General features: G+C 66.4%; 18 protein-coding genes. 4 read left to right on the plus strand and 14 right to left on the minus strand.

Annotated elements, in window-relative coordinates; genetic code table 11:
* Positions 1 to 3: 3 nt before the first annotated feature.
* From alaS to AC23D6_RS13330, 6 genes are all read right to left on the minus strand, one after another.
* On the minus strand, positions 4 to 2,655 hold the full coding sequence (gene alaS / locus AC23D6_RS13305; RefSeq protein WP_487752637.1) for an alanine--tRNA ligase: 2,652 nt from the start codon (positions 2,653 to 2,655) through the stop codon (positions 4 to 6).
* A gap of 93 nt (positions 2,656 to 2,748) precedes the next feature.
* Positions 2,749 to 3,261: a recombination regulator RecX gene (gene recX / locus AC23D6_RS13310; RefSeq protein ID WP_487749724.1), complete on the minus strand. Its 513-nt coding sequence runs from the start codon at positions 3,259 to 3,261 to the stop codon at positions 2,749 to 2,751.
* Between the two features lie 27 nt (positions 3,262 to 3,288).
* A complete protein-coding gene (gene recA / locus AC23D6_RS13315) occupies positions 3,289 to 4,326 on the minus strand; it encodes a recombinase RecA (RefSeq protein WP_487749725.1) in 1,038 nt (345 codons plus the stop codon).
* A gap of 187 nt (positions 4,327 to 4,513) precedes the next feature.
* Positions 4,514 to 5,158: a transcriptional repressor LexA gene (gene lexA, locus AC23D6_RS13320; RefSeq protein ID WP_487749726.1), complete on the minus strand. Its 645-nt coding sequence runs from the start codon at positions 5,156 to 5,158 to the stop codon at positions 4,514 to 4,516.
* Positions 5,159 to 5,242: 84 nt separating this feature from the next.
* On the minus strand, positions 5,243 to 5,734 hold the full coding sequence (locus AC23D6_RS13325; RefSeq protein WP_487749727.1) for a CinA family protein: 492 nt from the start codon (positions 5,732 to 5,734) through the stop codon (positions 5,243 to 5,245).
* Positions 5,735 to 5,862: 128 nt separating this feature from the next.
* Positions 5,863 to 8,430 (minus strand): TonB-dependent receptor, encoded by a 2,568-nt coding sequence (locus tag AC23D6_RS13330; protein ID WP_487749728.1) that lies wholly within the window; start codon positions 8,428 to 8,430, stop codon positions 5,863 to 5,865.
* Positions 8,431 to 8,606: 176 nt separating this feature from the next.
* Between AC23D6_RS13330 and AC23D6_RS13335 the strand changes: the two genes are divergently transcribed.
* The 4 genes from AC23D6_RS13335 (at position 8,607) to AC23D6_RS13350 (ending at position 14,780) form a co-directional block, all read left to right on the plus strand.
* Entirely contained in the window at positions 8,607 to 8,798 is a 192-nt protein-coding gene (locus AC23D6_RS13335) for a hypothetical protein (protein ID WP_487749729.1), read from the plus strand.
* 29 nt (positions 8,799 to 8,827) lie between these two features.
* A complete protein-coding gene (mutS, locus tag AC23D6_RS13340; RefSeq protein WP_487752638.1) occupies positions 8,828 to 11,368 on the plus strand; it encodes a DNA mismatch repair protein MutS in 2,541 nt (846 codons plus the stop codon).
* 395 nt (positions 11,369 to 11,763) lie between these two features.
* The gene (katG, locus tag AC23D6_RS13345; RefSeq protein ID WP_487749730.1) at positions 11,764 to 14,010 is read left to right on the plus strand and encodes a catalase/peroxidase HPI; all 2,247 of its coding nucleotides are present in this window, start codon (positions 11,764 to 11,766) and stop codon (positions 14,008 to 14,010) included.
* A 155-nt stretch (positions 14,011 to 14,165) separates the two neighbouring features.
* Positions 14,166 to 14,780 carry a DUF937 domain-containing protein gene (locus AC23D6_RS13350; RefSeq protein ID WP_487749731.1) on the plus strand — a complete coding sequence of 205 codons (615 nt, stop codon included), beginning with the start codon at positions 14,166 to 14,168 and terminating at the stop codon, positions 14,778 to 14,780.
* Positions 14,781 to 14,827: 47 nt separating this feature from the next.
* Here the strand turns inward: AC23D6_RS13350 and AC23D6_RS13355 are convergent, their stop codons facing one another.
* The 8 genes from AC23D6_RS13355 to ffh form a co-directional block, all read right to left on the minus strand.
* Positions 14,828 to 15,235, minus strand: coding sequence for an RNA-binding S4 domain-containing protein (locus AC23D6_RS13355; protein ID WP_487749732.1), 408 nt, complete (start codon positions 15,233 to 15,235; stop codon positions 14,828 to 14,830).
* A 91-nt stretch (positions 15,236 to 15,326) separates the two neighbouring features.
* Positions 15,327 to 16,391 carry a hypothetical protein gene (locus tag AC23D6_RS13360; protein ID WP_487749733.1) on the minus strand — a complete coding sequence of 355 codons (1,065 nt, stop codon included), beginning with the start codon at positions 16,389 to 16,391 and terminating at the stop codon, positions 15,327 to 15,329.
* A 116-nt stretch (positions 16,392 to 16,507) separates the two neighbouring features.
* Complete coding sequence (gene rplS, locus AC23D6_RS13365; protein ID WP_271249440.1) at positions 16,508 to 16,900, minus strand: 50S ribosomal protein L19; 393 nt, start codon at positions 16,898 to 16,900, stop codon at positions 16,508 to 16,510.
* 149 nt (positions 16,901 to 17,049) lie between these two features.
* Positions 17,050 to 17,808, minus strand: coding sequence for a tRNA (guanosine(37)-N1)-methyltransferase TrmD (trmD, locus tag AC23D6_RS13370; protein WP_487749734.1), 759 nt, complete (start codon positions 17,806 to 17,808; stop codon positions 17,050 to 17,052).
* Positions 17,809 to 17,871: 63 nt separating this feature from the next.
* Positions 17,872 to 18,399, minus strand: coding sequence for a ribosome maturation factor RimM (rimM, locus tag AC23D6_RS13375; RefSeq protein ID WP_487749735.1), 528 nt, complete (start codon positions 18,397 to 18,399; stop codon positions 17,872 to 17,874).
* Positions 18,400 to 18,434: 35 nt separating this feature from the next.
* Positions 18,435 to 18,692 (minus strand): 30S ribosomal protein S16, encoded by a 258-nt coding sequence (gene rpsP / locus AC23D6_RS13380; RefSeq protein WP_056878379.1) that lies wholly within the window; start codon positions 18,690 to 18,692, stop codon positions 18,435 to 18,437.
* A gap of 105 nt (positions 18,693 to 18,797) precedes the next feature.
* Entirely contained in the window at positions 18,798 to 19,598 is an 801-nt protein-coding gene (locus tag AC23D6_RS13385; protein WP_487749736.1) for an aminotransferase class IV family protein, read from the minus strand.
* 120 nt (positions 19,599 to 19,718) lie between these two features.
* Positions 19,719 to 21,089, minus strand: a complete 1,371-nt coding sequence (gene ffh, locus AC23D6_RS13390; RefSeq protein ID WP_487749737.1) for a signal recognition particle protein — start codon at positions 21,087 to 21,089, stop codon at positions 19,719 to 19,721.
* Positions 21,090 to 21,135 lie beyond the last annotated feature (46 nt).

Raw genomic sequence — 21,135 nt, forward strand, 5'->3', positions numbered from 1 at the left:
GGATTAACCGAGGCGCTGCTGAACCCATTCAGGAACGCCCTGAAGGGCCGTGGCAAGGGCGGGCCCGTCCTCACCACCACCCTGGGCGAGGTCCGGGCGACCACCGCCCTTGCCCCCGATCTGACTGGCGACGTGTGAGAGGAGTTCCCCGGCCTTGACCCGACCGGTTGCGGCGCCGTTCACACCGGCGACGAGAGCCGCCTTGCCCTCCGCGGTGCCGGCCAGCACGATCACGGCGTCACCGAGTTGCTGCTTCAGGCGATCTATGGCGTCGCGGAGCGCCTTCGCATCAAAACCTTCCAGGCGGGAAGCCAGGACGCGGACGCCGCCGATCTCCACTGCCGCACCGGCCAGGTCCGAGGTGGCGCTGGAAGCCGCCTTGGCCTTCAGCGACTCCAGCTCGCGCTCCAGCTTCTTTTGCCGGTCGGTCAGCGCCCGGATCTTCTCGACCACTTCGGCCGCATTGCCACCCAGCAGGGCGGCTGCCTCCGCCAGGCGACGTTCCTCATCGGCCACGTAGTCCAGTGCGCCCTGCCCGGTCACAGCCTCGATGCGCCGGACGCCCGCCGATACGCCGCTCTCGCCGACCAACTTGAACAGGCCGATATCGCCGGTCCGGCCGACATGCGTGCCACCGCACAACTCCGTGGAATAGCCGCCCATCCTCAGCACGCGGACGTGCTCACCGTACTTCTCGCCGAACAGCGCCATGGCGCCGAAATCGAGCGCCTCCTGCATGCCCATGTGGTGAACTTCGGCCTCGTGGTTGGCACGGACCTGCGCATTCACCCGGCGCTCGATCTCGGTCAGCTCAGCGGCCGTCAGCGGCTGGAAGTGGGAAAAGTCGAAGCGCAGGCGGTCCGGCGCCACCAGCGAACCCTTCTGCTGGACATGCGTGCCCAGCACCTCGCGCAACGCAGCGTGGAGCAGGTGCGTGGCCGAATGGTTGAGGATGGTGCTGGCGCGGCGCGTGGCGTCGACCGATGCGACCACATGATCGCCGACCTTCAGGCTACCCTTGGCGACGCGACCGACGTGGCCGTGGAACTGGCCCGCGAACTTCAGCGTATCGGCGACATCGAACGCGACGCCCTGCTCGACCAGCACCCCGGTATCACCCACTTGACCACCGGACTCCGCATAGAACGGCGTGCGGTCCAGGATTACCACGGCCTCGTCGCCCGCATCGATCGACGCCACCGGACGACCATCCTTCAACAATGCGACGACCTGCAGGCCGCCGGCATCAAGCTGGTCGTAACCCAGGAAGCCCGTCGGCGAAATCTGCGCGACCAGCTCGGCCGGCAAGCCGGTGTTGGAGGCGAACTTGCCAGCGGCACGGGCGGTCTCGCGCTGTTGCTCCATCGCCGCATCGAAACCGGCCATATCCACCGTCAGCCCGCGCTCACGCGCGATGTCCGCGGTCAGGTCGACCGGAAAGCCATAGGTGTCGTAAAGGCGGAAAGCGTCCGCACCCGGAATCACACCATCGGATACGCGTGAAGCAACGTCGTCGAAAATGCGCATGCCGGCATCCAGCGTTTCGGCGAAACGTTCTTCTTCCGCCTTCAGCGCTTTCTCCACCAAGTCACGCGCCGCCGGCAACTCCGGATACGCATCACCCATCAAGTCGGAAAGGGTGCCGACCATCTTGTGGAAGAACGGCTGCCGCACGCCCAGCATCCAGCCGTGGCGGAGCGCGCGACGGATGATCCGGCGCAGCACGTAACCACGCCCCTCGTTGGACGGCAGCACGCCATCGACGATCAGAAAACTGCAGGCGCGGATGTGGTCGGCGATGACGCGGAGGGACTTATTCTCCAGGTCGGTTGTGCCGGTCAGTTCGGACGCCTTCCGGATCAGTGCCTGGAACAGGTCGATTTCGTAGTTCGTATGGACGTGCTGGAGCACCGCCGCCAGACGCTCCAGACCCATGCCGGTATCGACGCACGGCGCCGGCAATGGCACCAAGGTACCGTCGGGCTGCCGATCGAACTGCATGAAGACGTTGTTCCAGATCTCGATGTAGCGATCGCCGTCCTCGTCCGGGGAACCCGGAGGACCCCCGGCGATGTGGTCGCCGTGGTCGTAGAAGATCTCGGTACACGGACCGCAGGGACCGGTGTCCGCCATCTGCCAGAAGTTGTCCGACGCGTAAGGCGCGCCCTTGTTGTCGCCGATGCGGACGATGCGCTCGGCCGGCAGCCCGATCATGGTGTGCCAGAGGTCGTAAGCCTCGTCATCGGTGTGATAGACCGTGACCAGCAGGCGCTCCTTCGGCAGCTTCCACACCTCAGTCAGCAGTTCCCACGCCCAGGCGATCGCTTCCTTCTTGAAGTAGTCGCCGAAAGACCAGTTGCCCAGCATTTCGAAGAACGTATGGTGCCGGGCCGTATAACCCACCGAATCCAGATCGTTGTGCTTGCCGCCCGCCCGCAGGCAGCGTTGCACGTCGGCCGCCCGCACATAGCTGCGCTTCTCCGCGCCGAGGAACACGTCCTTGAACTGCACCATGCCGGAGTTGGTGAACAGCAAGGTGGGATCGTTGCCGGGCACCAGGGAGGCGGAAGGCACGATGGTATGGCCCTTGCCGGCGAAGAAATCGAGGAAATCCTGGCGGATCTGGCGGGTGCTGAAGGTTTTGGACGTGGTCATCTGGCAGGCATTGGCTGGAAGGCGCATCCTGGCGCCGCGATACCCGCTACATGCGGGTGCGGCCGGGCGGAAGCAACCCAATGCGCTAGATTATCAGGCCGCCCCGTCCCAGTCCTCCGCCCCTGCCTGGCTGGCGGCCCTGACACTGGCACCGTCGAAGCCTCGACGGATCAGGAAATCGGCGATCTTGCGCCTTTGCGCGAGATCGGTGGGGTCAACTGGACCGAAACGCCGGCGGACGAGGTCGCACGCCGTTTCGGTCCAGTCGCCGTCGAAGGTAGCCATGGCGGTTTCCACCGCCTCACGATCCAGCCCGTGGGTAGAAAGTTCGGCCCGGATCCGCAGCGGGCCATGGCCACCGGCGGCCCGGCTGCGGACCAGGGTTTCGGCAAAGCGCGTGTCGCTCTGCCATCCCTCGTCCACCAACCTGTCCACGGCCGATCGCACATCGGCCGCGTCCATGCCGCGTGCGGTCAACTTGCGGGACAGTTCCCGCCGGGAGTGTTCGCGCCGGACCAGTAGGCCGAGCGCACGTTGGAGCGGCGTCTGCTCGCTGCCGCCCCGGCGGCGGGGTTTGCGCCTCCCTGCATGCTCGCCCGTCATCATGGGCACCCCGTCGCCAGACGTTCAGCCTTATTCGTCGCTGTCGTCGTCCGCGCCTTCATCACGCTTGGCTTCCTCAGGCTGGAACTTCTCGCGAAGTTCCGCCTCCAGCTTGGCCGCTACCGCCGGGTTCTCGCGCAGGAAGGTCCGCGCATTGTCCTTGCCCTGGCCGATACGCTCACCGGCATAGCCGTACCAGGCACCCGCCTTGTCGACCAGTTTGGCCTCGACGCCCATGTCGATCAGCTCGCCTTCGCGACTGATGCCTTCGCCGTACAGGATCTCGGTGACCACCTGCTTGAACGGGGGCGCCAGCTTGTTCTTGACCACCTTGATCTTGGTCTGGTTGCCGATGATCTCATCGCCCTTCTTGATGGCGCCGATGCGGCGGATGTCCAGGCGGACCGAGGCGTAGAACTTCAGCGCATTGCCGCCGGTGGTCGTTTCGGGGCTCTGGCCGGGCATCATCACGCCGATCTTCATGCGCAGCTGGTTGATGAAGACCACCAGCGTGTTGGAGCGCTTGATGTTGCCGGTCAGCTTGCGCAGCGCCTGGCTCATCAGGCGGGCCTGCAAGCCCGGCAGCTGGTCGCCCATCTCGCCTTCGATTTCCGCCTTCGGCGTCAGCGCGGCCACCGAGTCGATGACCACGATGTCGATGGAACCCGACCGGACCAGCATGTCCGCGATCTCGAGCGCCTGCTCGCCGGTATCGGGCTGCGACAGCAGCAGGTCGTCCACGTTCACGCCCAGTTTCGCGGCATAGATCGGATCCAGTGCGTGCTCGGCATCGATGAAGGCCGCCGTACCGCCCTGCTTCTGGCATTGGGCGATGGCCTGCAGGGTCAGCGTGGTCTTGCCGGAGGACTCGGGACCGTAGATCTCGACCACACGTCCCTTGGGCAGGCCGCCGATGCCCAGTGCCAGATCCAGCATCAGCGAACCGGTCGGGATGACCTCGACGGGCTCGATGACCCGGTCGCCCATGCGCATCACCGAACCCTTGCCGAATTGGCGCTCGATCTGGGTCAATGCGGCGGAAAGGGCGCGCTTCTTGTTCTCGTCCATCGTCGTGGTCCTAGTCAAAGTGGTCAGGTGCGATCAGTGTGGAGGGGGGCCATCGCACGGACTGCGACGGAGCGGGCATGGACGACATTAACGTCGAGCCAGGCACCCGTGGATCGGGAATCGCCGCCCGCGCCGGTCGGGAATCGCCGTTCGGCGGAGCCGGGAAACACGAAGAGGACCGGTGCGGTCACCGGTTCGGCCTCACCAGGCCGCAGTAGAGACCTTCGATGGCGAAATCCTGGTCCGGCAACACCTCGATCGGCGCGTAGTCGGGGTTGCGCGGCAGCAAGCGGATACGGTCCTTGCCGATCTTCAGCAGCTTGACGGTGATGGCATCGTCGATGCGCGCCACCACGATCTGGCCGGACCGGGCGTCGCGCGTGCGGTGCACACCGATCAGGTCGCCATCGAAGATGCCCTCATCGCGCATCGAATCGCCCTTCACCTTAAGCAGATAGTCCGGCGCCGGGGCGAAGAACGCGCGGTCGAGCAGGACGTAATCGTGGTGGTCTGCGTCAGCCCCGATGGGGGCACCGGCTGCGACCTGCCCAAGCACCGGAATACGCAGGCCTTCGTCATTGGCGGCGGCCGGAAACGCCAGATACGGCTGCGGCGACGGCGGCGCCTTGAGGACCCGGATACCGCGTGCACGGCCGGGCACGCGCTCGATGGCGCCGGCCTGCTCCAGGGCTTCGAGGTGATACTGGGCCGCTCTGACCCCCTTGAAGCCGAACGCCTTGGCGATCTCAGCCTGCGAGGGCGGCATGCCTTCGGCCTCGAGCCGCTCGGCGATCAGGGCGAGGATGGCGATCTGGGTATCGGTCAGGTCCATGGTTAGTAGTATTACTACTAACTGTAGCGCGTGGCAATACCCTGCCTTATCGGGCATCGACGCCGGCGGACCCCGCTACGGTTGCTAGACCCGGGCCAGTCCCGTCAGCGCGCGCTCGACCGTCTGACGGCGGACGGCGTCGCGATCGCCCTCGAAGTGGAACACCTCCGCCCGGGCATACCCGCCGCGCCGCTTCCAGCCGATCCACACCGTCCCCACCGGCTTGTCCTCGCTGCCGCCTCCGGGCCCCGCGATGCCGGTCACCGCCACCGCGATGCTGGCGCCGGAGTTGACCAGCGCGCCCGACACCATCTCGATGACCGTCTCGCGGCTCACCGCGCCATGGGTTTCCAGCGTCTGTGGACGCACGCCCAGCAGCGCCTGTTTGGCTTCATAGCTGTAGGCGGCCATGCCGCAATCGAACCAGTCCGACGAACCGGCGATGTCGGTCACGCACTTGGCGATCCACCCACCCGTGCAGCTCTCCGCAGTGACCAGGCGGTCGCGTGCGAGCCGCAGCTGCTCGCCCAGCGCCTGGGCGAGGACACGCAGTGCTTCATCCGAGGGAGCGGACATCAGGGTTCCTGCAGGTGGGGTATGCGTGTTTTAGCCCATTTCCCCACCGCCTGTCGCGCCGGTTCAGGGCGCAGGAAAGAAAACGGCCCGCCAGGGGCGGGCCGCTCGCCACGATCAGCGAAGGGGGATCAGTAGCGGACGCGCAGGGTTACGCCATACATGCGGGGCGCACCCAGGAACGCGTTGAAGGTGTTGAAGGGATTGTTGGGTGCCGGAGAGACGTTCTGAAGCGGACCGTCGAAACCGACCTGCACGTAGTCCTCGTCGGTGATATTGGTGCCCCAGAATTCCAGCATCCACCGCTGGTCCTGCGCACCGATGCCGAAGCGGGCGTTGGCCACCGTGTAGGCATCCTGCATCTTCTCCGGATCCAGGTCGGAGCCGGTGTTGTACTTGGACACGTACTTGGCGCCGATGTTGAAGCGCGCCATCAGGCTGCCCACGTCCCATTCGTACGTCACGGACGCGGAGCCGGACCATTTCGGCGCGAAGCTCATCTGCGCACCCGGCAGCTTGTACAGCGCGCCGGTCGGGGCGACGAAGTCGCCGCCGGGGATGTTGTCCCCATACTTGGTATCGGCGTACATCAGGCCGCTCTGAAACATCAGCCCGCGGATCGAGCGCGGCTGCCACAGCAGTTCCGCGTCGAGGCCCTGCGAGGTGACCTCCGGGATCGAACGCACGACGAAGCTCGTGCCGAGGAAGCTGTTGAGCTGGAAGTCCTCATACTTCTGGTGGAACAACGTGGCATTCAACAACAGGTTGCCGTCCAGCCAGGTGGTCTTCGTCCCCAGTTCATAGCTGTCGACGAACTCGCCCGGGAACGACGTGTCCAGGACCGGAATGATGCCGTTCGCACTGCCGCTGCTGAGCCCGTTGGACGACTGCACCCGATCGAGGTTGAAACCGCCCCCTTTGTAGCCGCGCGCGAACGAAGCGTACGTCATGATGTTGTCGTTCCAGCGGTACGCGGCTTTCACCGTACCCGACCATTCCTTCTCCTCGCGCTCCTGCACGGTGTCGCGCGTGGGCGCGTTGTGGAGGGGATTTGCCCACGGCAGGCAGCCGTAGCCCACGACGGTGGGCGCCGCGGCAGATGCCTGGGCGACGGTCAGGCCGCGCGCCACGAGTGCCGCCACCACCTGCGCCGGGTTGGCGAGCATCGCACCACAGCCGGCGCCGCCGTTGGGATTGCTGTAGTTGGAAATCAGGTGCTTCTTCTCCCGGGTGTAGCGCAGGCCCAGGGTGATGTCGAGCGCATCGGTGGCATGCCAAGTGTTGTTGGTGAACAGCGCGGTGCTCTTCGCGTTCTGCTGATAGGTATCCAGCGCGCCCAGGCCGGCGAACACGGTGCCGAAGGGGCGACCACTGGCTTGCGACAGGAACAGCGGCGCCGTCGGCGACTGGCCCAACGCGGGATTGATGATCGACAGCAGCGCAACCGACAGGTAGGGCTCGTAGTGCGGGCCGATCCGGTAGGTCTCGGTGCGGTCGAGGTCCTCATCGGAATAGAACGCACCCACCATCCAATCGATCCGATCGGTGGCGCCGGTCAGGCGGAATTCCTGACTGAAGGTGTCGAAGCCGGTGAAGGATTCGTCCTCGTCCGCGTTGCGGTACAGGATGTCGGCCGTGCTGAAGTCGTAGTCCAGGCCGTTGATGGCCTCCCACTTGCGCTGCGCGGTGATCGAGGTCAGCGTGGCATTGCCGAACCAGGGCGAGTCCCAGGTGACCTCCACCGAGACGCCGCTGTCCTTGATGTCCTGCGTGGTCGGACGGTTGCTGTAAGCGACGCGATCGAACGGATCGTCGCCCGGTGCAGCCACGGCCTGGCCATTCACCAGGCGGTTGAGGATGGCGGCAGTCGCGCCGACCGTCGTCTGCACGGCCGTACAGCAATTCTCTTCGCGACTGGTGAAGTCGCCCGACACCAGGATATCCAGGGTGTCGGTCGGCTCCAGCAGCAGCTTGCCGCGCACCGTGTGGAAGTTCTGGTCGTAATCGTCCGTTTCCTGGCGCGGACCGCTGCCGGTGCGCACGTCCATCCAGCCATCGCGCTTGCGCTTCGCCGCGTAGATGTTGAAGGCGCCCGCTTCGCCCAGCGCATCGTTGTAGCTGCCGGACACGCCCATCGCGCCGTAGTTCCCCACGGTGACTTCGCCTTCGGCGCTCTGCGTGTAACCGGGACGGCGTGTCACCACGTTGATGACGCCGGCCGAGGTGTTCTTGCCGAACACCGTGCCCTGCGGGCCCTTCAGCACTTCGATGCGCTCAAGCTGGCCGAGATCGCCGAAACCCACGCTGTTGCGCGGGCGGTAAACACCGTCGATCACCACGCCGACCGAGGACTCCAGGCCGACGTTGTCGCCGACGGTGCCGATACCGCGGATGCGCGCGGTGGTGATGGCCTCGCTCTGCGTGCTGGTCACCGTCAGGCCGGGCACCAGAACCTGCAGGTCCTTGATGTCGCGCACGCCGGTATCCTGCAACAGCTGTTCGGGCAACGCGGTCACGGCGATCGGCACATCCTGCATGGCCTCCTCGCGCTTCTGCGCGGTCACCGTCATGGTGGCCAGCGTGGTGGGCTCCTCTTCACCAGCCGGTGCGGCGGCTTGTTGCGCATAGGCATGCGAGCTGCAGAGCGCAGCGAAGACGGCGAGCGAAAGCGCTTTATGCCTGGGTGATGCAGTGACCATGTTCTCCCCTCCCAAGGGTCATGTTCTGAGCGACGCGTACTTGCAGTGATCCCGATGTTGACGGGCGGCGATGCCGCCGATGACGAACGCAACTCCCCTTGCGTCAATGCGAAATTAACACCCGCTTCACAGCGCGGCATTCTGCACTGCGTCGATACGCAGGACATCACTTTGGCATGGATAACCCACTGATTTTTCGAACGATCGTGCGGAACTTCGGTTACGCCGCGATGCTCCATCTGGACTCGGAAGGCGGCCCACCGCACGGCCGATGCGGTGCCATGGGGCTTCTGCAGGGCGCCGGCGTGGGACCGGCCAGCGGCTACAATCAGCGTCCTTTTGCCTCCCCTTCCCTGCTGACCTCGTGAGCAAAGACAAGTCGGAACACACGCCCCTGATGAAGCAGTTCTTCGCCGCCAAGGCGGAGTACCCGGACTTGCTGTTGTTCTTCCGGATGGGCGATTTCTATGAGTTGTTCTACGACGATGCCCGCAAGGCCGCCCGGCTGCTCGACATTACCCTGACCCAGCGCGGTAGTTCCGGCGGTGCGCCGATCCCGATGGCGGGCGTGCCCGTGCATGCCTGCGAGGGCTACCTGGCGCGATTGGTGGCGTTGGGCGAGTCGGTGGCCATCTGCGAGCAGATCGGCGACCCGGCGCTGGCGAAAGGGCTGGTGGAGCGCAAAGTGGTCCGCGTGGTCACGCCGGGCACGGTGACCGACGAAGCCCTGCTCAACGAACGTCGCGATACCTTGCTGATGACCATCAGTCGCGGCCGCTCGGGCTATGGCCTGGCCTGGGCCGATCTGGCCGGCGGACGCTTCATGGTCAACGAAGTCGACAGCGACGACGCCCTGGAGGCCGAACTCGCGCGACTGGAACCGGCCGAACTGCTGGTCCCCGACGAAGAAGGGCTCCCGGCCTTCCTGCAGCAGCGCACCGGCCTTCGTCGGCGCGCACCGTGGCTGTTCGATCCCGACAGCGGGCGTCGACAGTTGCTGGCCTTCTTCGGCTTGCACGACCTGACCGGCTTTGGCATCGACGACAAGGCACTGGCGACCGGCGCCGCCGGTGCGCTGCTCGGTTACGTGGAAGAAACCCAGAAGCAGCGGCTGCCGCACCTCACCGCGATCGCGGTGGAGTCGGCCGGCGATGCCATCGCGATGAACGCCGCCACCCGCCGGCACCTGGAACTCGACACCCGCGTCGATGGCGATACCCGGCACACCCTGCTCGGCGTGCTGGACACCACCGTGACGCCGATGGGTGGCCGCTTGCTGCGACGCTGGCTGCACCGACCCCTGCGCGACCGTCGCGTGCTCGGCGAACGCCACCACGCCGTAGCCACGCTGATGGGCGGTGCGGAACGGGACCTGCGGACCGGGTTCCGTGCACTTGGTGATCTCGAGCGCATCCTCACTCGCGTCGCGCTGCGCTCGGCGCGCCCGCGCGACCTGTCCACGCTGCGCGATGGCCTCGCACTGCTGCCGGACGTCCGCAATCATCTGGTTCCCCTCGACTCACCGCGCCTGCAGGCGCTCGCCACCGCGCTGGGCGAGCACGACGACACCGCAGCCCTGCTGCTCGCCGCCGTGGCGCCGCAGCCTCCGCCGAAACTCAGCGACGGCGGCGTACTGGCCAACGGCTACGACGCCGAACTCGACGAACTGCGGCAGCTGAGTACGAATGCGGACCAGTTCCTGGTCGACCTGGAAGCGCGCGAGCGCGAGAGCAGCGGCATCGCCACGCTCAAGGTCGGCTACAACCGCGTGCACGGCTATTACATCGAGATCAGCAAGGGCCAGGCCGAACGCGCGCCGGTGCACTACACGCGGCGGCAGACCCTGACCGGCGCCGAGCGCTACATCACCGAAGAGTTGAAGCAGTTCGAGGACAAGGTGCTCTCCGCGCGAGAGCGCTCGCTGTCGCGCGAGAAGCTGCTTTACGACGCCCTGCTGGACACCCTCAACGCGCGCCTGGAACCGCTCAAGCGCTGCGCCGCCGCGCTGAGCGAACTCGATGTGTTGGCCGCCTTCGCCGAGCGTGCGCAGGAACTGGACTGGGCGCAGCCCGAACTGAGCGACGCGCCCGGACTGTGCATCGAGCGCGGCCGCCATCCGGTCGTCGAGGCCGTGCGCAAGGAGCCGTTCGAACCCAATGACCTGCGCCTGGACGAGGCGCGAAGGATGCTGGTGATCACCGGCCCGAATATGGGCGGCAAGAGCACCTACATGCGGCAGAACGCGCTGATTGTGCTGCTGGCCCACATCGGCAGCTTCGTGCCCGCCTCGCGCGCCGTGCTCGGTCCGATCGACCGCATCCTGACCCGCATCGGCGCCGGCGACGATCTTGCCCGCGGCCAGTCGACCTTCATGGTCGAGATGGCGGAGACGAGTTACATCCTCCACCACGCCACCGCGCAGTCGCTGGTGCTGATGGACGAGATCGGCCGCGGCACCTCGACCTACGACGGCCTCGCGCTCGCCGATGCAGTGGCCCGCCATCTCGCGACGGCGAACCGCTGCTACACGCTGTTTGCCACGCACTATTTCGAACTGACCGCGCTGGCCGGCGAGCCCGGCAGCGGCATCGCCAACGTCCACCTTGATGCGGTCGAGCACGGCGATGCGCTGGTCTTCATGCACGCGGTGAAGGAAGGCGCGGCGGACCGCAGCTTCGGCCTGCAGGTCGCTGCGCTCGCCGGCTTGCCAAGGGCCACGCTGCAACAGGCGCGCCGGCGCCTGGCGGAACTGGAACAGCGCGGCCGCGAAACGCACGCATCGGACATGGCGCCCCAGGCGCTGGATGCTCCACAGCAATTCGGACTCTTCGCCGCCGCGCCCTCGGCCGCGCAGGAAGCGCTGGCGGCGCTCGACCCCGACGACCTCACGCCCAAGCAGGCCCTCGAAGCGCTCTACCGCCTGAAGGCACTGCTCTGACCTTGCGCAGCGGTGCCGCCCTCGCCGGCGGTCCTGCGCTCCTGCAGGGGCGATGCGCGCACGTGGCTACAACACTTGCGTAACGCACGCGGCGTATCGTGGCGCTCTTTGGGGCATCTGATGGCGCAACGCACCATTGAATGACGCTATCGGATTGTTTGCCACAAACGATTTTCATTGATCGTCCGCAGTCCCTAGTCTGGTCGACATTCGCCAACGCCCCGAGGACGTGAGCCCATGCTTCCCACGACGGTCCGTCCCGACGCCGCACCTGCGGATCCTCCCGCTCCGCCTCCCTGACCCAATCCATACGCAGGCCCTGTCGGGGACCGCCTGCGTCGCCTTCGCGTGTTCCAACTCCCGTCCGCTCATCCACCGCCAAAGGAAGGAAATCCATGACGACCGAATCCAAATGCCCGTTCCACGCATCCGCCGGCGGTGGTACCGGGAACCGCGACTGGTGGCCGGACCAGTTGCGGCTGGAGCTGCTGAACCAGCACTCCGAGCGTTCCAATCCGCTGGACGAAGGTTTCGATTACGCAGCGGCCTTCAAGAAGCTCGACTACCACGCGCTGAAGAAGGACCTGCGCGACGTGATGACCGACTCGCAGGACTGGTGGCCGGCGGACTTCGGCCATTACGGCGGTCTCTTCATCCGCATGGCGTGGCACAGCGCGGGCACCTACCGCATCGGCGACGGCCGTGGCGGTGGCGGACGGGGCCAGCAGCGCTTCGCACCGCTCAACAGCTGGCCGGACAACGTGAGCCTGGACAAGGCGCGCCGGCTGCTGTGGCCGGTGAAGCAGAAGTACGGCCAGGCGATTTCCTGGGCCGACCTGATGATCCTGGCCGGCAACGTCGCGCTGGAAACGATGGGCTTCCGCACGTTCGGCTTCGGCGGCGGCCGCGAGGATGTGTGGGAACCGGACCAGGACGTGTACTGGGGCCGCGAGACGACATGGCTGGGTGGCGACATCCGTTACGCGCATGGCTCGGAAGGCGTCGAGAAGCCCGGCGATGCCGGCGTGCTGGTGTCCGATGACGACGCCGATGGCGACGTGCACTCGCGCCGGCTGGAGAACCCGCTCGCCGCCGTGCAGATGGGCCTGATCTACGTGAACCCGGAGGGCCCCGACGGCAATCCCGATCCATTGCTCGCCGCGAAGGACATCCGCGATACCTTCGGCCGGATGGCGATGGACGACGAAGAGACCGTTGCGCTGATCGCCGGTGGCCATACCTTCGGCAAGACCCATGGTGCCGGCCCGGCCGACAACGTGGGTGCCGAACCCGAAGCCGGCGATCTGGAACAACAGGGCTTCGGCTGGCACAACAAGTTCGGCAGCGGCAAGGCCGGCGACACCATCACTTCGGGCATCGAAGTGACCTGGACGCAGACACCGACGCTTTGGAGCAACAAGTTTTTCGAGAACCTGTTCGGCTTCGAATGGGAGTTGGAGAAGTCGCCCGCCGGTGCCCACCAGTGGGTCGCCAAGGACGCGCCGGAGGATGTGCCGTTCGCGCATGACAAGACGAAGAAGCAGCGCCCCAAGATGCTGACCACCGACTTGTCGCTGCGCTTCGATCCGATCTACGGCCCGATCTCCAAGCGCTTCCTCGAAAACCCGCAGGCGTTCGCCGACGCATTCGCGCGCGCGTGGTTCAAGCTGACCCACCGCGACATGGGCCCGCGCGTCCGCTACCTCGGCCCCGAAGTGCCGAAGGAAGAGCTGATCTGGCAGGACCCCCTGCCCCATGCCGACTACGCGACCATCGACGCGGCCGACATCGACGCGTTGAAAGGCAAGATCGCCGCGGCCGGTCTGTCCGTGGCGGAGCTCGTGTCCACCGCCTGGGCGTCGGCGTCCACGTTCCGCGGCGGCGACAAGCGCGGCGGCGCGAACGGCGCGCGCCTTCGCCTGTCGCCGCAGAAGGACTGGGCGGTCAATCGGCCGGAACAATTGGCGAAGGTGATCAAAGCGCTGGAGCGCATCCAGATGGAGTTCAACCTGGACGCCAGCGGCGGCAAGAAGGTTTCGCTGGCCGACCTGATCGTGCTGGCGGGCGGTGTAGGCATCGAACAGGCGGCAAAGGCCGGGGGCATCGCGCTCACCGTGCCGTTCCGACCGGGCCGCACCGACGCACGACAGGACCAGACGGATGTGGAATCGTTCGCCGTGCTGGAACCGTTCGCCGATGGCTTCCGCAATTACCTCAAGGGGCGCTCCGCCATCCCCGCCGAACACTTGCTGGTGGACAAGGCGCAGCTGCTGACGTTGACCGCGCCCGAGATGACCGCCCTGGTCGGCGGCTTGCGCGTGCTCGGCGCCAACGCCGATGGTGGCGACGCGGGCGTGCTCACCGACAAGCCGGGCACGCTCAGCAACGACTTCTTCGTCAACCTGCTCGACATGGGCACGGAGTGGAAGCCCACCGGCGAGAACAGCTACGCCGGGCACGACCGCAAGACGGGGACGAAAAAGTGGACGGGCAGCCGGGTGGACCTGGTGTTCGGCTCCAATTCGGTGCTGCGCGCCGTGGCCGAGGTCTACGCCAGCGCGGACGGCAAGGACAAGTTCGTGAAGGACTTCGCCGCCGCGTGGGTGAAGGTCATGGAACTGGATCGCTTCGACTTGCGCTGATCGCGCACGCCGCGCCTTCGACGCCGCATGACCTGCGAGGCATGCGGCGTCGTCGTTTCCGTCGGTCGGGCCGCTGCAACTGTGAGTCGGTAAACGGTCAGATTGGCGCTAGCATCATCCGCGGCTTCCCACCCGTCCAGGAGGACGAACGCACGATGAGCACCGCTTCCCTCGCAGAAGAACTCTTCGCCCAGTTGCAGGGCGCGCCGATGCAGCAGGTCTCGCAACAGCTTGGCATCGGCCAGATGCAGGCTTCCACCGCCGTCGGCGCCGCGCTGCCGCTGCTGCTGGGCGCACTGGGCCGCAACACGGCACAGCCGCAAGGCGCGGAAGCGCTGTTCGGCGCATTGCAGCGCAACCACAGCGGTCTGGATATCGGCAGCGTGCTGGGTGCGGTCCTGGGCGGCGCGGCGTCGCCGCAAGCCAACGGTGCCGGCATCCTCGGTCATGTCTTCGGCGGCCAACAGAACCGCGCGGAACTCGGCCTCGGCCAGGCGACCGGCCTGGGCGGCGAACGTGCCGGCCAGTTGCTGAAGATCCTTGCCCCGATCGTGCTCGCCTTCATCGCCCAGCGCATGACCCAGGGCGGCGCGCAGAACAATCCTTTGGGATTGGCCGAAGTGCTGGGCCAGGAGCAGCGCCAGGTGCAGCAGCAAGGCGGCCTAGGCGGTGGCCTGCTCGGTGCGGTGCTGGATCAGGATGGTGACGGACAGCTGGGCCTGGGCGACATCCTGAAGATGGGCAGCGGCATGTTCGGTGGCGGACGCTGAGCGGCCCGCATGATGCAAGAAGAAGAAGGGCGCCTCGGCGCCCTTTTTTACATCGCGTCGATGTCGCCCAGCGCGCGGATCAGGCGCCGCGCCCGCTTGTCGGGCTTGGATTCCGGTGCCTGGTAACCGGCGCGCTCTGCACGCCGTGATGCGAGGACCGCTTCGCGCTTCTGACGCGACGCTTCCGATTCGAGGTACAGCATCCGCGCCACGGGCGCAGGACCGCGCTGGTCGCTCACCCCGCGCACTTCGACCTCATAGGTTTCCTCGCCGCGCGTGATCGCCAACACATCACCCACACGCACCGCGCGCGAGGACTTCGCCCGCTGCCCACCCACGTCGACCTTGCCTGTCTCGACGGCATGCTTGGCAAGACTGCGGGTCTTGAAGAAGCGTGCCGCCCATAGCCAGATATCGAGGCGGGTGGCCTCAACCGTGGATTCTTGTTTCTGCATCGTGAATCGGTGGCGCGTAGCGTAAGCTGGAGAATTGGAGCGCGATAATGCAGGACCATCATGCCATTGTCAGGACGCGCACTGCGAGGCGCTACGGCAGTTCATAAAGCCCCGCCCTGTTGGCGATGGCGCGCGACAATTCCACGCTGCGAGGTGCGGCCAGCCCGCCGTACTGCGCGTCAACCTGCGCCAGCAATCGCTGGGCTTCGTCGAGCTTGCCCTCGTCCACCTTTGCCGCCACCTGATCGAGCTGCCTGCCGATGTCGTGGTCCAGGCCCGCCAGGCACGTGTCAGCGTCGGGCGTCGCGTCGACCGGTCGTTCCAGTTCGTTCATCACCCGCCGGAAACCTCGGCCGTCCGGCACCCAGTGCTCCACGCCGTTCTGCGGGACCACCCGCAGGCCCTGCATGCACAGCGCCTCCAGATTCTTCCGCGTGCGCGCATCCTTGGCCCGGTTGGGGAAGTCGTTGCCGCCGGTCGCAAACACGAAGCGCGTCTGCCGCTGCATCAGGCGCGACAGCGCCGCCGACGGCAGGGTGAAGCCGCTCTCCCCGCCCAAGGAGTCGCTGCCCCCCACGAGGAACACGCCGCTGAACACATCCGGGTAGGCCATCGCCACGCGTTGGGCGGTCCGCGAGCCGCCCGAGAAACCGCCGATGTAAACCCGCGCGGGATCGATGGCGTAGCGGCTGCGCACGTATTCGTAGCCGTGCAGCGCCAGCGGCACACGCCTGTCGAAGATGTTTTCGACGTTGCTCGACCTCCGCGATGCCACGTAGATCATGTGTTCGTCGCGGAACACCCGCCACCAACCCTCGGGCACCTGGATGTCGTCGGCGGGCCAGACGAAAACCATGAGACCGTACGTGCCGTCGGCGGCAGGTTCAGGAACGAACACTTCGAACGGTTCCTCACCTACCTTGATCGTCTGCTCCTTGAGGCTGACGTTCACCTTCTCGCGAAACTTGGCGATGCGGTCCTGCGTCACCGGTGACAGCAGGCGCGACGTCAGCTCGGGGGCGGACGCCAGCGGCGAGAGGGTGTCCAGCGTGACATTCTTGCTGGGTGAGTTAGCGGCAAGAATGCTGCCCCCCGCGAGAAGGCCGCCGATCACCACGAGAGCACGGAAGATCGGCGTGGATGGGGTGTTCGGCATGCAGGCGCTCGTTCGGCAAAATGACGGATCGCCTCGGCGATCAGGAGTGAACACGTAACGCCCAAACGCAAACGGCCACCCGAAGGTGGCCGTTTAGGACGCGTAACCGACGAGGATTACTCTGCGGCGGCGGCCAGGCGTGCGGCCTTGGCGGCGGCGTTGGCGGCCAGGTCTTCCTTGATGCGGGCAGCCTTGCCTTCCAGGTCGCGCAGGTAATACAGCTTGCCGGCGCGGACCTTGCCGCGGCGCTTGACTTCGACCGAGTCGATCGAGGCGCTGTGGGTCTGGAACACGCGCTCCACGCCGTAGCCGTGCGAGATCTTGCGCACGGTGAAGGCGGAGTTCAGGCCGGCGTTCTTCTTGGCGATGACGACGCCTTCGTACGCCTGCACGCGCTCGCGATTGCCTTCCTTCACCTTCACGTTGACGACGACCGTGTCACCGGGGCCGAACGCGGGCAGCTCGCGCGTGATCTGGGAGGCTTCGAATTCCTGGAGGAGCTTGCTCATGTTGGCACCAATGCTTGTATGCGTGATCGTGTCTTGCGACAACGGAAACTGATGCAGTCGCCGGATTGCGCTGCACGATATTCTTATAGGGTCCGGGGGCGTGAACCGCCCAAGGGTCGCGCATTCTACCGGATTTTCCGCCCGGGTGGCTACCCTGACCCATCCTGCCCTGCCAGGCCGGCACGGAACGCATCCAGCAGGGCCCGGTCGGCCTTGGACAGGCCGGTTTCGTCCAGCAGGTCCGGGCGACGGAGCCAGGTCCGCCCCAGGGCCTGCTGCCGCCGCCAGCGCGCGATTGCGGCGTGGTCGCCCGAGCGCAGGACGGCAGGCACATCACCCAGCGGATGGCTCGATGGCTGGGTGTAGTGTGGGCAATCCAGCAGACCATCGCCCTCGAAACTGTCCTGAACGGCGGAGTCCGCATCGTTCAGCGCGCCCTCCTGCAGCCGCCCCACAGCGTCGATGACCACGGCGGCGGCCAGTTCGCCGCCGGACAGCACGTAGTCGCCGATGGACAGTTCCTCGTCGACTTCCGCCTTGAGGAACCGCTCGTCCACACCCTCGTAGCGTCCGCAAAGCAGGATCATGCGCGGCAGGGCGGCGAGGGTGCGCGCCTTCTTCTGCGTCAGCGGGGCGCCCTGCGGGCTCATGTAGATCACCGGCGCCGGCGCCGGATCCGCGGCGCGCACCGCCGCCAGGCAGGCCAGCAATGGTTCGACCAGCATCACCATGCCTGGGCCACCGCCGAACGGACGGTCGTCCACGCGACGGTAGCCGCCGGTGGCGTAGTCGCGGGGATTCCAGCCGTGCAGCGACAGCAGCCCGCGCTCCTGCGCACGCCCGACCACACCCACGGCCGCGGCCTGAGCGATGAAGTCGGGAAACAGCGTCATGACGTCGATGCGCATGGCGATCGGCTGCAGCTCGTTGGGGAAGCAGGGTAACCGCCAAGGCGGTCGCCGGCGAAGCGGCTAGAACTCGGGGTCCCAGTCCACCGTGACCACGCCCGCCTCGAAATCCACCGAGCGGACGAAATCGGGTTCGACGAAGGGAATCAGCCGTTCACGGTCGCCGCGCGCCACCAGCACATCGTTCGAACCGGTGGAAAACAGGTGGGAGACCGTACCGAAGTCGGTGCCGTCGCTGTTCACCACGCGCAGGCCTTCCAGGTCGACCCAATAGAACTCGCCAGGCTGCGGCGCTGGCAGCGCCGAACGCGGCACGTGGATCTCGATGCCGTGCAGCGCTTCGACCGCGTCGCGGTCCTCGATCTCGGGCAGCGTGGCGACGAGGTGCTTGCCGGACGCCTTGCCACGCACGCCGGTGAGCTCGCGCTCGCCGCCACGGGCATCGCGCAGCGTCCACGGCTGATAGCGGAAGATGGCGTCGCGCGGCTCGGTCCAGGATTCGATCTTCACCTGGCCGCGCACACCAAAAGCGCCCAGGAACCTGCCCAGCAGAATCATCTTCTGCGGATCGGTCGGGCGCTCTTGGCTCATGCGAAAAGGCCGCGCGCGAAGCGCGGCCGGACCACTCAGGCCGCCGGAGCGGACTTGGTGGCTTCCTTGTACAGGTTGCGGACCTTCTCGGTCAGCTGGGCGCCATTGCCGACCCAATGGTCGACGCGCGCGATGTCCAGCTCGACGCGCTTTTCGTTGCCGGCGGCGACGGGGTTGTAGTAACCCACGCGCTCGATGTTGCGGCCGTCACGCGCGCTGCGCGAGTCGGTGACGATGATGTGGTAGAACGGACGCTTCTTCGCGCCGCCGCGGGTGAGACGGATCTTGACCATGGTGTTTTCCAGTGTTGCCCAGTCGCCAGAATGGCGAGGTAAGCCGGCTATTCTAAGCCATTGAATCGGTCTGGAAAACCCACCTGAGGTCTTCGGCCTTCCCGGTCAGGCAAGTGGCTCCCAAGGCGAGGCTTCCAACGCCCCCGCCATTCGTGTCATCAGGGCCGTATCAATGCCCCATGCGACAGCGTCGACACCCACCACCGGCTGTAACCCACTGGCGTTGCAGGCAAAAGCGGCCTTGAACCGCCCGAGGTCTTCCCGCGGCACCGGCGTCGACCGCTGCGGCACGCCGGCCCGGGTCAGGGCGGCCTGCAGCAGCCGTTCGGCCGTGCCCCGCAGGGCCGGCCCCTCGGGCCAGATGACGGTGTCGCCGTCCCAGAGGCCCAGGTTCCAGATCGAGCCCTCCACCACTTGCCCCGCCGGATCGACGAACAGCGCATCGTCGAAGCCGTCCGCCAGCGCCTGCCGGCGATAGTGGAACAGCGGAAACGTGCCCACGTGCTTGAACTGCGGCAGTGGACGCACGAACGGGTAGGTCTTCACGCGCAGCGCCGGCTTTTCGCTCGCCGCGGGAGGCGACAACGTGATCAGGACATGCGGCGTCACCGCGCGCGCCGGATCGCGGTAGTCGAAATGCAGGGAAAACACGGTGATGCGCACGGACGCGTCGCGCAGCCCGACCGATTCCATCGCATGCGCGGACTGCCGCAGCGCAGACGCGCCATCGAGCGACGTGCCGAACAACGCTTGCGTGGCGGTTTCCAGTCGCTCGACGTGCAGGTCGCGCCCCTGCACGGCACCGTCGCGCACCTGCATCGAGGTGAAGTGACCGTAGTTGGCCAGCGCAAGCGCACGCAGGTCGTCGGCGGTGGCAGGCTTGCCGTTGAGGAAGGCCGAGGTCATGCGGGCGACTCCTGATTCCCTTGTAGGAGCGACGTGAGTCGCCACCGCGGCAAAGAAAACATCATGAAAGCTGTAGGTGTACGGTCGCGACTTACGTCGCTCCCACAACAAGCGAAAGCCTTAGCGGAACGGCATGCCGCCCCGGCCGCCCATCATGCTCTTCATGTTGCGCATCATGCCCTTCATGCCGCCGCCGGCGAGCTTGCCCATCATCTTTTCCATCTGCTGATACTGCTTCATCAGCTTGTTGACGTCGGCCGGCGTCAGGCCGGCGCCCTTGGCGATGCGCGCGCGGCGCGAGCCATTGAGCAGCGCCGGATTGCGGCGCTCCTTCTTCGTCATGGAATTGATGATGGCGATCATGCGCGGCACTTCCTTGCCCTGCTGCACCTGCTGCTTCACATGCTCGGGGATCTGGCCCATGCCGGGCAGCTTGTCGATCAGGCCGCCGATGCCGCCCATGTTTTGCATCTGCTCCAGCTGGTCGCGCATGTCGTTGAGGTCGAATTTCTTGCCCTTGATGACTTTCGCGGCCAGCTTCTCGGCCTTCTCGCGGTCGACGCTCTGCTCCACCTGCTCGACCAGCGACAGCACGTCGCCCATGTCGAGGATGCGGTTGGCCACACGCTCGGGGTGGAACACATCCAGGCCGTCGGGCTTTTCGCCCACGCCGATGAACTTGATCGGCTTGCCGGTGATGTAGCGGACCGACAACGCCGCGCCACCGCGCGCATCGCCGTCGGTCTTGGTCAGCACCACGCCCGTGAGCAGCAGCGCTTCGCTGAAGGCCTTGGCGGTGTTGGCGGCGTCCTGGCCGGTCATCGCGTCGACGACGAACAGCGTTTCCACCGGCTTGACCGCCGCGTGCAGCGCCTTGATCTCGGCCATCATGGCCTCGTCGATCGCCAGGCGACCGGCGGTATCGACCAGCAGCACGTCGACGAAGGACTTGCGCGCATCGTCGATGGCGGCGCGCACGATGTCCTCCGGCTTCTGGCCGGCGTCGGACGGGAAGAACAGCACGTCCACCTGCTGCGCCAGCGTCTTCAACTGCTCGATCGCGGCCGGGCGGTACACGTCCGCACTGACCACCATGACCTTCTTCTTGCGCTTCTCGCGCAGGTGCTTGGCCAGCTTGCCGACAGTGGTGGTCTTGCCGGCGCCCTGCAGGCCGGCCATCAGGATGACGGCGGGCGCGGGCACGTTGAGGTTCAGATCGCTGGCCTGCGAACCCATCACCGCGGTCAGCTCGTCGCGGACCACCTTGATCAGCGCCTGACCGGGCGTAAGTGACTTCAGCACCTCCTGGCCCACGGCGCGCACCTTGATTCGCTCGATCAGCGCCTGCACCACCGGCAGGGCGACGTCGGCCTCCAGCAGGGCGATGCGGACCTCGCGGGTGGCCTCGCGGATGTTCTCCTCGCTCAGGCGGCCACGGCCGCGCAGGCGTTCGATAGTGCCGGAGAGTCGCTGGGTCAGGGATTCGAACATGGAAGCAGGCAGGCCAGGGGAAAACGGACGGCGATTATAGCGGCCC

The organism is Pseudoxanthomonas sp. G3 (assembly GCF_057654715.1).